This window comes from Serratia nevei, assembly GCF_037948395.1.
Taxonomy (GTDB): Bacteria; Pseudomonadota; Gammaproteobacteria; order Enterobacterales; family Enterobacteriaceae; genus Serratia; species Serratia nevei.
This window is the reverse complement of sequence record NZ_CP149940.1, coordinates 1699422-1712879: the sequence shown is the minus strand read 5'-3', so window position 1 is coordinate 1712879 and position 13458 is coordinate 1699422. Positions and strand designations below refer to the sequence as shown.

Genomic DNA, 13458 nt, shown 5'->3' with positions numbered 1-13458 from the left:
CGCTAGAGCATTAAAAAGAGAAGCCATACAAATTAATGATTCAACGAATGAGATAACCGCCCCATCGCCGTGGAAAGAACCGAATGGAGACGCGTTACAGTTTGCGGATCACATTGCCAATCAGGCATTTCACGGCGTTGACTTGCGCCGTCAGCCCCGGCTTATCGGCGGGAAACACACCGTCCAGCGCCGCGGTACCGACGGTGAAGCCAACCGCATTGCCCGTCACCACGGCGGCGATGCGATCTTCGCGGTCGATAGAGCCGGCGATATAAACCGGTTTGTCGACCGCATCGCACACCCGCCGAATCAACGTCGGCACGTCGCCGGCAAAGCGGTAGGCCAGCAGATCCAGCCCTGTCACGCCCGGTAAAGCGGCGCGCTGGCGGGCGCTGGCGACAATATCGTCAATGTCACCTTCCAGCACGCTGGGGTGGCCGCTGATGCGGCCGGCAAACGGATAGTAGCGTAGGCCAGACTGACGAATGATCGGCAGCACGCTTTCCGGCCGCGTTCCCCCCATCAATACATCAACGCCCAACGCCAGCGCCGCGCGCGCCGAATTCATCTCGCTTTCCTCATCCAGGCTAACCACTTCCAGATAAGCGGTGGCGCCACCGGCGTGGATCGCCTGCGCCAACTGTTTGAGTTGATCCAGCGGCAGGCCGATATCCTTAAAGCCGATATGCTTCACGCCGGCAGCCAGCACCTCTGGTAGCCGCGCTTGCGCATCGGGCACCGTGCTGTCGTTGCGCGTCAGCATGAAAATAAACTCGGGTGTGTGCATGGTGTTTCCTTATTGTCTTCAGGTGATATGAGTTATTGGGCGTGCAACATTTTTTCCGCCTGCCGGAAGGCGTACAGCAGGCTGGCGTGTTCCGCCCGTCCGCTGCCCGCGATATCGAACGCCGTACCGTGGTCGACCGAGGTGCGGATAAACGGCAGGCCGACGGTGACGTTAACGCCATGATCCACCCCGAGATATTTCACCGGGATCAGGCCCTGGTCGTGATATTGGGCGACCACGATGTCGAACTCCCCGCGCCGGGCGCGCATGAAAACGGTATCGCCGGGCCAGGGGCCGCTGACGTCCAACCCCTGTTCCCGCGCCAGGGCGATGGCGGGCACGATGACGTCAAGATCTTCGCGGCCGAACAGGCCATTCTCCCCGGCGTGCGGATTCAGGCCGGCCACCGCAATGCGCGGTTTCGCTATGCCTAACGCCCGACAGGCCGTTTGCGCCAGATGAAACGCGCGCAGTTCGTTTTCCACGGTCGCCGCGTCGATGGCGTCCCGCAGCGAAACGTGAATGGAAACCAGGATCACCCGCAGCTCGTCGTTGGCCAGCATCATGGCGAAGTCCTGGGTGCCCGAGCGCGCCGCCAGGATCTCGGTGTGCCCCGGATAATCGATCCCCGCCAGGCGCATCGCCTCCTTGTTCAGCGGCGCGGTGACGATGCCGGCGATACGCCCCGCCAACGCCAGATCGATGGCGGCAACCACCCAGGCATAAGACGCCGCGCCCGCGCGCTTATCGAGCCTGCCGAGGGGCAAGTCCGCCGGCAGCGCAACGCCGGCGGAATAGACGGCGGTTTCTCCCCGCATCCAGGCTTCGTCCCATCCCGCCAGCGAGGCGGGCAGCTCGCGGATGTGCAGCGTCAGCCCCAGACTGGCCGCCGCGCGCGCCAGGGCACCGGCATCGCCAATCACTACATAAGGCGTGCTCAACCGCTCTGTGGCCGCCAGTTTGGCGATGATCTCCGGCCCGATGCCGGCGGGATCGCCCATGGTTATCGCCAGCGGCAAGGTGGAAAGGGTCATCGTTCTTCTCCTTCTCGGTCAGCGCGCAACCGGGTTACGCAGTTCAACAACGTGGCAGCCCGGCCAAAACCGCCCGCCTTGGTGGCGAACGGCAGCCTGCGGCCCGGCAGATTTAACAACCCGAAAGGCACGCCGGGTTCCACCTCACCGAACAGCGTCAATGAGCCGGCCGCCATGGCGTCGACGATGCGCCGCGCGGTATCGCCGCCGGTCGCCACCAGCCCGTCGAAGGCGGGCGTGCAACGGCTGACGACCGCGCCCAGCGCAGCGGCATGATCCGCCGTGGCCGCTCGCGACCGGGGCGACATCAGGCAAACCACATCGGCACGCGCAAACGCCGCTCGCACCTCTTGCGCTACCGCCTCGGGATCGGCCGCTTCCGGCAGCGTGACCAGCACCGCGCCCGCCTGCCGCAGGCTTGCCAGCTGGGCGTCATTCGCCGGATGCAGGCTGCCAATCGCCACCAGCACCTTGCGGGCTCGCAGCGGCGGTTGAGCGGGCGGCGCGTTCTCCTCCGAGGACAACGCACGCGACAGCGCCGCCGCCAGACCCGGCGATCCCACCCACACCACCGGTTCGGCAATGCCGATCCGCCTCACGACCTCATCCAGCTCGCCGTTGTCTGCGGCGTCGAATACCTGAAAGCGCGTCGGCTCCAGCCCCGCCATGCGCTCCATGACGTAGCCGGTGACGATCGGGTTCTTCGGATCGCGCGCAAAGGCGGTCTGCTCCAGCGCGACGCCGTCGACGTATTGCCGGCCGCCCACCGTGGTGCGGCCGGCATCCGGGAAGGCCGGCGCGACGATGGCGAGACGGCGCCCGCTGCCCGTCAGCGCCCCGCGCGTTTCCGGCCCCAGATTGCCACGCAGCGTGGAATCCACCGTTTTGTAGATGAGGCGCGCCGGTTTCACGCAGGCGGCGGCATGGCGAAAACGCCGCTCCGCCTGCTCCGGCGAAACGAAGCGGGAATCTAAATCGAAGGCGACGATCTCAGCGCCCTGCAACGCGGCATCGGGCAGGCGCAGCATGACGCAGGCATTCAGTCCGCGTGCGGCGAACGGGGCCGCGCCGTCGAGCGCGCTGGTAAGATCATCGGCGAGAATGGCAATCATCGCAGTTACCCGTAAGTGGAAAGTGATGCACACTTTGGCGGATTTGGCTGGCAATAAAAAACGATTTGCGTAGTATCAATGATTGATAAAAACTCAATCAAAAGGGGGCACAGTGCGTCAACGAAGATTGCCTAACCTGGCGGTATTGCGGGCTTTCGAAGCTACGGTGCGGTACGGCAGCGTGTCGAAAGCCGCCAAATCTCTCAACGTTACCGACGGCGCCGTCAGCCGTGCGGTGCGCGAATTCGAGCAGACCCTGGGATTCGCGCTGTTTCAACGCACCAGCCGCATGGTGCACCCGACGCCGCAGGCGCAAGAGCTGGCGAGCGAGATCGGCCGGGGGCTGGACAACCTGCAGTCGGCGATCGACCGCGCCTGCCGGCATCATCAGAATCGCCCGTTGGTGATCTCCTGCGAGCCGACCTTTCTGATCCGCTGGCTGATCCCGCGTCTGGCCGGTTTGCAGCAGGCGGTGGGGAAAGAACGCGATCTGCAGCTGGTCTCCGCCGGCGGCGCCGTCGCCTTCTCGCGTGAAGGCATCGATCTGGCGATCCGCCGCAACGATTTCCCGATCGCCGACGACGTGCTCGCCCGCCCGTTCCTCAAAGAACGGGTCGGCCCGGTATGCCGCCGGGAGCATGCCGCGGCGGGGCGTGAACTGCGCGGTACCCTGCTCCACACCGAGACGCGCCCGTACGCCTGGCGCGACTGGTGTGCCTACAGCGGCATCGAGATCCGGCCGGGCAACGAGCTGCGTTTCGAACATTTCTATCTCAGCCTGCAGGCGGCGGTCGCCGGTGCCGGTATCGGGATCGGCCCGTTGGCGCTGGTGGCGGATGATATCGTCAATGGCGCACTGGTGGCGCCATATGGCTTTGCGCCTGACGGAACGGATTACGTGCTGATGACTCAGGCCGACGGCCAGGAGGATGCGATATTCTCAACGGTGTTGGATTGGCTGATCGCCATGGGGGAAGAAACCGAACGGGCGGTGTTGGTGGGCGAAAAAAAAGCGTAACGGGGAGAAGTCTCCGCCTGCCGCGCAGGGCAAGCGGAGTGGCGTCAGGCGGCGATTACTTCTGTTCGGCCTGGCTTACGGTATCTTCGGCTTTCCAGATGCGGTATTTCACTTCCGCGTCTTTCGGCGCGTACACCACGATCGGCAGGCGGCTGTTGTAGCGCTGCATCGCGGCATCACCCAGGTTGGCGGCGATGAATTGCTTGGTCTTGGTGTTGTCCGGGCAGCCCATCAGCGTGGAGGCCGGATCGGACAGCTTCTCCAGCACCAGGTAGTCATAGCCCCAGCCGGAGAGGGTTTTGGTCTCCAGCGTGCCGCCAATCATGTGGCGGTTGCAGTCCACTTCCAGCGTCTTGCCGATCAGCAGCTCCACCTTGTAGTTCTCTTCGTGCTCTTGCTTCGGCAGGTAGATCACCTGGCGGTTCATGCCCTTCTCGGCTTTCGGGTAAGGCGCGATTTTTTCCAGCGGCTGTTTGCTGATATCCGCATCATCGCCAGAGGTCGCCGCCATGGCGCCGGCGGAAACGGCCATCAGCAGGCCAGAAAATACAACGGATGCCTTGTTCATGTTTTATCCCTACACGTTGTCAAATAATCCGCCTATAAACTAATACACTACAGCCAAGCTCGCCACAGGTTTAATCTTCTTTACAATAGGCGATCAATAGTGACAATCGCCTGATATCGCCGATTAACCGGAGTAATGACTCAGCGTTTCTTCAGGTTGGCAACATAGGCCTTCACCACCTGATAGACATAATCCTGGCATGCCAGCCCGGTTTGCGGATCGTATTTGCCCTGATTGGTGATGTTGTTGGACAACACGCGAATGCCGACGAACGGCACCTTGAACTCGGCGGCGATCTGCGCGGCGGAGGCGGTCTCCATCTCTTCGACCGACGTCCGGTAGCGGTCGTGGAAATAGCGAATGCGATCCAGCTCGCTGTTCCATACGTCGGCCGAGCCGATCACCCCTTCCACGACCTTGCCCTGTCGGTAATCGCTCTTAACGCTTTGCGCAATCGCCAGCAGGTTGGGGTCGGCGGGAAACTGACGCAGGCTGTGCGCCTTTTTGTCCTCGCCGGCGCTGCCTTTGGAAGCCAACAGATCCATCGGCTGCCACTGCCGCGAGTCGCTGCCTTCCCCCAACGCCTTGGCCGGCGTTTTGAACGCCCCGAGATTGACCGAATATTTGCCCAGCACGATGTCATATACTTTCAGTGCCGGATCATGGCCGCCGGCGGTACCCTGGTTGATGATCGCCACCGGGTGAAACTGCGTGGCGGCGATCGCCGTGGCCGCCGCGGCGTTGGACATGCCCTTCAGCGTCTCCGACACCACCACCGGGTAGCCGTCTACGGTGCCGTGCCAAAAGCGCCAGCCGCCGATCTGCTCCTCGCGCGGGTTTTCCAACCGCTGGGCAAAACGTTCCGCCTCCACCGGCATGGCGCCCTGCACCACGATCGGCCCGGCCGCCGCAGGTTGGCCAAAGCTCAGCGGAGAAAAGGCCGCACCGGCAGCCGCCAACAGTAAGACACGCGCTTTATTCTGCATCACCACATTCTCATCCCGAAAAAAAGCAAACGATTACCTTAGCCGAAGGCGGTGGCCTCGGATAGGGTTTTCTTACCGGTGGACTAAGGTTTTCTTAAGACAGAATTATTACAGTGGCGTTATTCAATCCTGCCACCGAGCCTGCGCGTGAATCCAGAATCGTCATTAAATCAATCCTCAACGGCACCGCAAATTAAGACAACCGCCCTTTACTCCCTGCCGGCATCCTTTTACCGTTGGCAGGTTTTTGGCCTGCTGATCAGCGGCCTGCTGTTCCTGTGGCTCTCCCGCAACGAACAGCTGGACTGGGCGATCAGCAATTATTGGTACGATCCCGCCAGCGGGCATTTCCCGTGGCAAAACAATTATTGGCTGGATCTGATCAACCACCGCCTGCTGAAGCAAATAGTGATCGTCGGGGCGGTACTGACGCTGTTTTGGGGCATCTATCGCCGCAGTGCGCGCCTGATCGTGACCATGCTGTTGATCGGGATCGGCCCGTTGGTGGTAGGCATTCTCAAGGCCACCAGCGCGCACTCCTGCCCGTGGGATCTGATCGAGTACGGCGGCAAAGCGATGTCCTTCCCGCTGTTCGGCGCGGTACCGGCGCTGCCGGGCCCCGGCCGCTGCTTCCCCGGCGGGCACGCCTCGAGCGGTTTCGCGGTCATGGCGTTGTTTTTCCTGTTTTATCCGCAGCGTCCGCGCCTGGCCTGGTGGTGCTGGTGCGGCGGCATTGCGCTCGGCATGCTGATGGGCTTTGGCCAGATCATGCGCGGCGCCCATTTTCTTACCCATAACCTGTGGGCGGGTTGGTGGGTTTGGTTAAGCCAGTTGGCTATTTATTGGACGGTTAGCGGCTATTGGCGCCGCAAGACGAGGTAACGGTTATGGAACAGTTGAACCATTTTCTTTTCGCCTGGATCAATGCGACCCCGGCGTCTCCCGAGTGGACGATCGATTTCGCCACCTTTTTGGCGCGCGATCTGATCATCATCGTGCCGCTGCTGATCGTCGGCCTGTGGCTGTGGGGGCCGCAAAGCCAGCTGGTTTCGCAGCGTCAGGTGGTGGCGAAAACCACTATCGCGCTGCTGTTCGCCATGCTCGCCGCCGCCACCATCGGCGCGCTGCTGCCGCATGAGCGCCCGTTCGTCGCCGGCGTTGGCTATACCTTCCTGGCACATGCGCCGGACAGCTCGTTCCCAAGCGATCACGGTACCGCCATCTTTACCTTTGCGCTGGCGTTCCTGTTCTGGCACCGGGTCTGGTCCGGCGTGCTGCTGATGATCGTCGCCGTCGGCATCGCCTGGTCACGCGTTTACCTCGGCGTGCACTGGCCGCTGGATATGGTCGGCGGTTTCCTGCTCGGCCTGGTCGGCTGTCTGTTCGCCCAGCTGGTGTGGAATCTGTTCGGCGATGTCATCGCCGACAAGCTGTCGCGCCTGTATCGTTTCCTGTTCGCCTTCGCCATTCGCCGTGGCTGGGTGAAAGAGTAACTGCACAACATGACCGGGGCGTTACCGCCCCGTTATTTCACACCACGCCGGTGGTCACGCAAAACGCCCGCGTTTTTCCCGCCCCCAGCATCATTCCCGCCTCTTCCTCCAGCGCATTCGGGCGACAGTTCGCCGGCTGGATAAAAGCCAGCAGCCGCCGGTTGCCCTGAACGGCGATGCGCCGCAGGCCATAGTTGAATTGCCCGGTAGCGAAGCGCGTCACATAGCGCCGGCCTTGCGGTGCCAGCATAAAGAACTCGGCCTGATCCACATAGCGCGACAGATCGTCGGAGCACAGCAGTTCCTGCCCGAGCGCATCCCCCAACAGCGCCGGCGCCGGCAGGTTCTGACGGAATACCGCGTCGGGAATGCAGCCGTAGTTGAGGCGACACACATAGCGCAGCGGCTGCGGCCGCTCGGCCAGGTTGGTGACCGTCATCTCAATGGCGAACTGCGCGCTCTGCGCCGCCAGACGCAGCGCCGGGCCGATGCGCCAACGCCCACCCGCCCGCTCCCCCTCGCCGTGCAACGTCAGCTCATCGCCCGCCAGTTGGAGCCACACGCGTTGCATCTGCAGCGGCTCACCGTCCTGATTCGGCCAGGCAGGACAGAACGCGGCATCGTCAGCGCGCTTTCTTCCGGCGCCCTTTACGCTGCGGCGGCCCGACTTCAGCGAATAACCGTCAAACTCGGCGTCCCAGATCGCGAGGCCCTGATACGGCAAAACCGTCAGTGCGCCACGATGATTCGCCAACGTCAGCATCGGCCCGCGTTCTGTGCAGCGATGCGTGCTCACCGCGAAATCCGCATTGCGGAACAGTTCCTGCCGATGCGCCCCGAAAGCTTCAGGAGCCAGATCGATGTTGATCTTCATCTTTTTTCCCTCGACGTTGCGCCCGCGCAGGCCGCGAGCCCTTAAATGTTATTTAAATAACAAATGAAACGCCTTTAAGTTATACCTATAACAGCCTGATAGCGACGATCGGATCGACATTTTTTAAACATCACTAGGTTTATCGGCATCTGAATGTTATTATTTTCACATTACCCATCCCGCTTACTGTCTTAACCTCACTAAGGAATCGCGATGACCACCGAAACCATCGATTACGCCAGCTATGTTGACCACACCCTGCTGGCGATGGACGCCACCGAACTGCAGATCGCCAAACTGTGCGAAGAAGCGCAGCAGCACAACTTCTATGCGGTATGCGTCAACTCCGGCTACGTGCCGCTGGCAGCCCAGCTGCTGCAAGAAAGCACCGTAAAAGTCTGCTCGGTGATCGGTTTCCCGCTGGGTGCCGGCCTGACCGTCGCCAAAGCCTTTGAAGCCAAAGCGGCAATCGCCGCCGGCGCACAAGAGATCGATATGGTGATCAACGTCGGCTGGTTGAAAAGCGGCCTGTTGGACGAAGTGAAAGCCGACATCGCCGCCGTGCGCGAGGTTTGCGCGGCGATCCCGTTGAAGGTAATATTGGAAACCTGCCTGCTCAGCGATGCGCAGATCGTCCAGGTTTGTGAAATGTGTCGCGAACTCGATGTGGCCTTCGTGAAAACCTCCACCGGCTTCAGCACCGGCGGCGCTCGGGAAGAGCACGTCAAACTGATGCGCGAGACCGTGGGCAGCGAAATGGGCGTGAAAGCTTCCGGCGCCGTGCGCGATCGCGCCACCGCCGAGAAGATGATCAACGCCGGCGCCACGCGTATCGGCACCAGCTCCGGCGTCGCCATCGTTTCCGGCGCGCAGCCGGCGGCGGGCAGCTACTGATCGTCGGCATGCCCTGACGGGCACAGCCAATACACTCCGATGCGGGACAATACGGGCGGCCAAGGCGGCCCGATATTGCCCCGCATTGTTGTGTTTAGCGCCGGACACGCCGGCACGCCCTTTTACCTCTACTACCTGTGGGAAGACGGACCTATGGAAACGCGGCGCGAAGAACGTATCAACCGGCTAGTTCAGGCGTTAAAACGCGCTGACAAGATCCACCTGAAAGAAGCCGCCGTGCTGCTGGGGGTCTCGGAGATGACCATTCGCCGCGATCTGAGCGCCGAACCGGCGGCGGTGGTGCTGCTCGGCGGCTATGTGGTGACCGATCCGCGCAGCAACGGCGTGACCAACTACTTCGTTTCCGATCAAAAAGCCAAGCAGGTGACGGAGAAACGGCGCATCGGCCTGCTGGCGGCCCCGTTGATCAATGAAAACGACACGGTGTTTTTCGACTGCGGCACCACTACCCCGGCGATCATCGACGCCATCGCCGACGAGCTGACCTTCACCGCCGTCTGTCATTCGCTGAACACCTTCCTGGCGCTGCAGGACAAACCGAACTGCAAGGTGGTCCTGTGCGGCGGTGAGTTCAAGCCGAACAACTACATCTTTTCCAGCGTCAGCGGCCGTAACGAGCTCGATCACATCTGCCCGAACATCGCCTTTATCTCCGCCGCCGGCCTCAGCCTGCAGCACGGCGCCACCTGCTTCAACTTCGACGAGCTGGAGATGAAGCATCGCGCCATGGCGATGGCGCAGCAAAAGATCCTGGTGGCAGACCACAGCAAGTTCGGCAAAACCAAACCGGCCTGCATCGGCCCCCTGACGCAGTTCGATCGGGTGATCAGCGACCGCCAGCCGGACGCCGACTTCATGGCGTTCTTCAACGACAACGCCATCGCTACCCGCTATTAGTCCGCCTTCTGCGCCGTCGAAACCGACGGCGCACCGTTGCAATCCCCTTCTTTCTCCGCCCGAAAATGAACAAATAATGCGCAATCGATTCGCGTTTTTCGCTTATCCGCACGCAACATCAGGTTAATAAAATGCAACAGGTCACCCGAGTGATTATTTTCTCGCAGGCTAAACCGGCTGTCGGCTGCGTGAATTAACGACTATTTATGGCTTTTATATGATAAATCGCGCCAAAGGCCGGGATGTTTAAATAAACGGCGGTTTAAGCGATTGCAGCAAATCTCGCCAATACCTGTTAGGTATCTGTTATTTATATGATGAATGGTTACGCATTTTTATCCGCTAACCACGTAAGTAATTTCCCTTCGTTATTAGCGGTGATTTTTAACAAAAAGCCATTAAAAACAAATAGATGAATTGAATTTCACTTAAAAATACAATGTGATCTACGTCACTAAAACTGCTTAATCCGGGTTTTTCGCTAGATCCAAAACCACGCATAAAATATATTGCTCGGCTTGCTGCTGAGCACAGCGCTTTATCCGGCTAATTATTGTACAAACCGCATAATCGCAGAAATCTTTATGAGAGCGTTCTCAGCACAAAATCTTACACAAATGTGCAACAAATGCGCGAAAAATCGATAAAAAAGCGGATAACTGCACATATTGCGCATTTGAGAGCAGGATCACGGTTGTTTCTACTGTAAATCGTTATCTTGCCGCCAACAAAAATCGACAGGCAAAGACCTGTCGGCAGCGATAACGACTTTTATCACCCGTGACGGTGAAAAGTCTTTAGTGAATTACCCGGCGCTGTGCCTTGGTAATGAACGCAATAAACAACCAGGGGGACGCCAAAACATCCCCGCAAGCAACACCTGATTCTTACCGCAAGCGTTGCCTGAATAGGACGTTTGACGGTTTAACCTTAAGTTTTGCCTTTTAATTTTAAATTCGTGTTCACTTCGGAGATATTTATGGACACTACACAGACCGGCACAATTGCCTCTGCGGCCTCGGGCTCCAGCAGTACCTGGCGTAAAACGGATACCATGTGGATGTTGGGCCTGTACGGCACCGCCATCGGCGCAGGCGTCCTGTTCTTGCCAATCAACGCCGGTATCGGCGGTTTGATTCCTCTGATCATCATGGCCATCATCGCTTTCCCGATGACCTTCTTTGCCCACCGCGGCCTGTGCCGTTTCGTTCTGTCCGGCAAAAATCCCGGTGAAGACATCACCGCCGTGGTAGAAGAGCACTTCGGCATCACCGCCGGTAAACTGATTACCCTGCTGTACTTCTTCGCCATCTACCCGATTCTGCTGGTTTACAGCGTGGCGATCACCAACACCGTCGACAGCTTCATCACCCACCAGTTGGGCATGACATCGCCACCGCGCGCCATCCTGTCGCTGATCCTGATCGTCGGCCTGATGACCATCGTGCGCTTCGGTGAGCAGGCCATCGTGAAAACCATGAGCATCCTGGTCTTCCCGTTCGTCGCGGTGCTGATGCTGCTGGCGGTGTATCTGATCCCTAACTGGACCGGCGCCATCTTCGAAAACGTGTCGCTGTCCGGCAGCGGTACCGGCATGGGCCACGGCCTGATCATGACCCTGTGGCTGGCGATCCCGGTAATGGTGTTCTCCTTCAACCACTCGCCGATCATCTCCGCCTTCGCCGTCGCCAAACGCGAAGAGTACGGCGCAGACGCCGAGAAAAAATGCTCCCGCATTCTGGCTTATGCACACATCATGATGGTGCTGACCGTGATGTTCTTCGTGTTCAGCTGCGTGCTGAGCCTGACGCCGGAAAACCTGGCGGAAGCCAAGGCGCAGAACATCTCGATTCTGTCTTACCTGGCTAACCACTTTAACAACCCGATGATCGCGTACATCGCGCCGGTTATCGCCTTCGTCGCCATCACCAAATCGTTCCTGGGCCACTACCTGGGCGCCCGTGAAGGCTTCAACGGCCTGGTTGCCAAGTCGATGAAGAGCCGCGGCAAAACCGTCAGCACCGCCAAGCTGAACCGCATGACCGCAATCTTCATGCTGGTGACCACCTGGATCGTCGCCACCCTGAACCCAAGCATCCTGGGCATGATCGAAACCCTGGGCGGCCCAATCATCGCCATGCTGCTGTTCCTGATGCCGATGTACGCCATCCGTAAAGTGCCTGCCATGCGCAAGTACAGCGGCCACATCAGCAACGTGTTCGTGGTTGTGATGGGTCTGATCGCCATCTCTGCTATCGTGTTCAGCCTGCTCGGCTAATCACGTCCGGCCGGCGCCGCTGCGCGCCGGCCCTCCCGCACTCCCCCATTTCCCGTATTCACCGCCTGAAACCTGAAGAAGGAGGCGAGACCATGGTCAGCGTTTTCGATATTTTCAAAATTGGCATCGGCCCATCCAGTTCCCACACCGTTGGCCCGATGAAAGCCGGCAAACAGTTCGTCGACGATCTGATCGCCCACCAGCAGCTGCAGGACACTACCCGCGTGGTGGTCGACGTGTACGGTTCGCTGTCGTTGACCGGTAAAGGCCACCACACCGATATCGCCATCATCATGGGCCTGGCCGGCAACCTGCCGCACGACGTGGACATCGACAGCATTCCGGGCTTTATCCGCGACGTCGAACAGCGCGGCCGCCTGCCGCTGGCCAACGGCCATCACGAGGTGGATTTCCCGCTGCACGGCGGCATGAATTTCCACAGCGACAACCTGCCGCTGCACGAAAACGGCATGCGCATCCGCGCCTTCGCCGGTGAACGCCTGCTGCACAGCAAAACCTATTACTCGATCGGTGGCGGTTTCATCGTCGACGAAGAGCACTTCGGTCAGTCCGCCGAGGGCGCCACGCCGGTGCCCTACCCGTTCAAATCGGCGCACGATCTGCAGCAGCATTGCAAAGATACCGGGCTATCGTTGTCCGGCCTGGTGATGCAGAACGAGCTGGCGCTGCGCAGCAAGGCGGATATCGACGCGCATTTTGCCGATGTCTGGCAGGTGATGAGCGCCGGCATCGAGCGCGGCATTAACACCGAAGGCTTGCTGCCCGGCCCGATGAAAGTACCGCGCCGCGCCGCCGCGCTGCGCCGCATTCTGGTGACCGGCGACAAGAACAATATCGACCCGATGAACGTGGTCGATTGGATCAACATGTTCGCACTGGCGGTCAACGAAGAGAACGCCGCCGGTGGCCGTGTGGTCACCGCGCCGACCAACGGCGCCTGCGGCATCATCCCTGCGGTGCTGGCTTACTACGACAAGTTCATCCGTCCGGTAAACGCCAATTCCTACACCCGCTACTTCCTGGCGTCCGGGGTGATTGGCGCGCTGTACAAGATGAACGCCTCGATCTCCGGCGCCGAAGTGGGTTGTCAGGGGGAAGTGGGCGTAGCCTGCTCGATGGCGGCGGCCGGGTTGACCGAGCTGCTGGGCGGCAGCCCGGCGCAGGTGTGCATCGCGGCGGAGATCGCCATGGAGCACCATTTGGGGCTGACCTGCGATCCGCTCGCCGGCCAGGTTCAGGTGCCCTGCATCGAACGCAACGCCATTTCCGCCGTCAAGGCGGTCAACGCCGCGCGCATGGCGATGCGCCGCACCAGCGAACCGCGAGTTTGTCTGGATAAGGTGATCGAAACCATGTACGAAACCGGCAAAGACATGAACGCCAAATACCGCGAAACCTCCCAGGGCGGGCTGGCGATCAAGGTCGTGGCCTGCAATTGACCGCCACGGCAAATCACTAAAGGCGCCGGCCGTTCC

Annotated in this window: 13 protein-coding genes; 7 read left to right on the top strand and 6 right to left on the bottom strand. The window is 60.3% G+C overall.

Annotated elements, in window-relative coordinates:
* Window positions 1–94: 94 nt before the first annotated feature.
* The 3 genes from V8N38_RS08105 to V8N38_RS08095 are packed head-to-tail and all read right to left on the bottom strand — an operon-like array spanning window position 95 to window position 2987.
* Entirely contained in the window at window positions 95–787 is a 693-nt protein-coding gene (locus V8N38_RS08105) for a 4-hydroxythreonine-4-phosphate dehydrogenase (RefSeq protein ID WP_049202222.1), read from the bottom strand.
* A 32-nt stretch (window positions 788–819) separates the two neighbouring features.
* A complete protein-coding gene (gene pdxA / locus V8N38_RS08100) occupies window positions 820–1821 on the bottom strand; it encodes a 4-hydroxythreonine-4-phosphate dehydrogenase PdxA (protein ID WP_087762243.1) in 1002 nt (333 codons plus the stop codon).
* Window positions 1818–2987 carry a four-carbon acid sugar kinase family protein gene (locus V8N38_RS08095; protein WP_147839509.1) on the bottom strand — a complete coding sequence of 390 codons (1170 nt, stop codon included), beginning with the start codon at window positions 2985–2987 and terminating at the stop codon, window positions 1818–1820. The genes pdxA and V8N38_RS08095 overlap by 4 nt, the downstream gene beginning before the upstream one ends.
* Window positions 2988–3045: 58 nt before the next feature.
* Between V8N38_RS08095 and V8N38_RS08090 the strand changes: the two genes are divergently transcribed.
* Window positions 3046–3951 carry a LysR family transcriptional regulator gene (locus V8N38_RS08090; protein WP_222706163.1) on the top strand — a complete coding sequence of 302 codons (906 nt, stop codon included), beginning with the start codon at window positions 3046–3048 and terminating at the stop codon, window positions 3949–3951.
* Between the two features lie 55 nt (window positions 3952–4006).
* Here the strand turns inward: V8N38_RS08090 and eco are convergent, their stop codons facing one another.
* Window positions 4007–4519 carry a serine protease inhibitor ecotin gene (gene eco / locus V8N38_RS08085; protein ID WP_049202226.1) on the bottom strand — a complete coding sequence of 171 codons (513 nt, stop codon included), beginning with the start codon at window positions 4517–4519 and terminating at the stop codon, window positions 4007–4009.
* 140 nt (window positions 4520–4659) lie between these two features.
* Window positions 4660–5505 carry a 5'-methylthioadenosine/S-adenosylhomocysteine nucleosidase gene (locus V8N38_RS08080; protein WP_060429826.1) on the bottom strand — a complete coding sequence of 282 codons (846 nt, stop codon included), beginning with the start codon at window positions 5503–5505 and terminating at the stop codon, window positions 4660–4662.
* A 147-nt stretch (window positions 5506–5652) separates the two neighbouring features.
* On the opposite strand from V8N38_RS08080, the gene V8N38_RS08075 reads away from it, so the two are divergent.
* Window positions 5653–6387 (top strand): phosphatase PAP2 family protein, encoded by a 735-nt coding sequence (locus V8N38_RS08075; protein WP_060440313.1) that lies wholly within the window; start codon window positions 5653–5655, stop codon window positions 6385–6387.
* A gap of 5 nt (window positions 6388–6392) precedes the next feature.
* Window positions 6393–6998: an undecaprenyl-diphosphate phosphatase gene (gene ybjG / locus V8N38_RS08070; RefSeq protein WP_060440718.1), complete on the top strand. Its 606-nt coding sequence runs from the start codon at window positions 6393–6395 to the stop codon at window positions 6996–6998.
* 37 nt (window positions 6999–7035) lie between these two features.
* On the opposite strand, the gene V8N38_RS08065 is transcribed toward ybjG, so the two are convergent.
* Window positions 7036–7872, bottom strand: coding sequence for a hypothetical protein (locus V8N38_RS08065; RefSeq protein WP_060440314.1), 837 nt, complete (start codon window positions 7870–7872; stop codon window positions 7036–7038).
* Between the two features lie 213 nt (window positions 7873–8085).
* Here V8N38_RS08065 and deoC point away from each other — a divergent pair, with 213 nt between their 5' ends.
* The 4 genes from deoC (at window position 8086) to V8N38_RS08045 (ending at window position 13422) form a co-directional block, all read left to right on the top strand.
* Window positions 8086–8766, top strand: a complete 681-nt coding sequence (gene deoC, locus V8N38_RS08060) for a deoxyribose-phosphate aldolase (protein WP_038881133.1) — start codon at window positions 8086–8088, stop codon at window positions 8764–8766.
* Window positions 8767–8919: 153 nt separating this feature from the next.
* Complete coding sequence (gene deoR, locus V8N38_RS08055) at window positions 8920–9684, top strand: DNA-binding transcriptional repressor DeoR (RefSeq protein ID WP_060421601.1); 765 nt, start codon at window positions 8920–8922, stop codon at window positions 9682–9684.
* 979 nt (window positions 9685–10663) lie between these two features.
* On the top strand, window positions 10664–11962 hold the full coding sequence (locus V8N38_RS08050; protein ID WP_038881129.1) for an HAAAP family serine/threonine permease: 1299 nt from the start codon (window positions 10664–10666) through the stop codon (window positions 11960–11962).
* A gap of 92 nt (window positions 11963–12054) precedes the next feature.
* Window positions 12055–13422, top strand: a complete 1368-nt coding sequence (locus tag V8N38_RS08045; RefSeq protein WP_025302221.1) for an L-serine ammonia-lyase — start codon at window positions 12055–12057, stop codon at window positions 13420–13422.
* Window positions 13423–13458: the final 36 nt, after the last annotated feature.

Bases quoted from the DNA above. Each gene is read 5' to 3' on its own strand.
- V8N38_RS08065 (WP_060440314.1), bottom strand. From the start codon at position 7,872: ATGAAGATCAACATCGATCTGGCTCCTGAAGCTTTCGGGGCGCATCGG.
- deoR (WP_060421601.1), top strand. From the start codon at position 8,920: ATGGAAACGCGGCGCGAAGAACGTATCAACCGGCTAGTTCAGGCGTTA.
- V8N38_RS08080 (WP_060429826.1), bottom strand. From the start codon at position 5,505: ATGCAGAATAAAGCGCGTGTCTTACTGTTGGCGGCTGCCGGTGCGGCC.
- pdxA (WP_087762243.1), bottom strand. From the start codon at position 1,821: ATGACCCTTTCCACCTTGCCGCTGGCGATAACCATGGGCGATCCCGCC.
- V8N38_RS08105 (WP_049202222.1), bottom strand. From the start codon at position 787: ATGCACACACCCGAGTTTATTTTCATGCTGACGCGCAACGACAGCACG.
- eco (WP_049202226.1), bottom strand. From the start codon at position 4,519: ATGAACAAGGCATCCGTTGTATTTTCTGGCCTGCTGATGGCCGTTTCC.
- ybjG (WP_060440718.1), top strand. From the start codon at position 6,393: ATGGAACAGTTGAACCATTTTCTTTTCGCCTGGATCAATGCGACCCCG.
- V8N38_RS08045 (WP_025302221.1), top strand. From the start codon at position 12,055: ATGGTCAGCGTTTTCGATATTTTCAAAATTGGCATCGGCCCATCCAGT.
- V8N38_RS08050 (WP_038881129.1), top strand. From the start codon at position 10,664: ATGGACACTACACAGACCGGCACAATTGCCTCTGCGGCCTCGGGCTCC.
- deoC (WP_038881133.1), top strand. From the start codon at position 8,086: ATGACCACCGAAACCATCGATTACGCCAGCTATGTTGACCACACCCTG.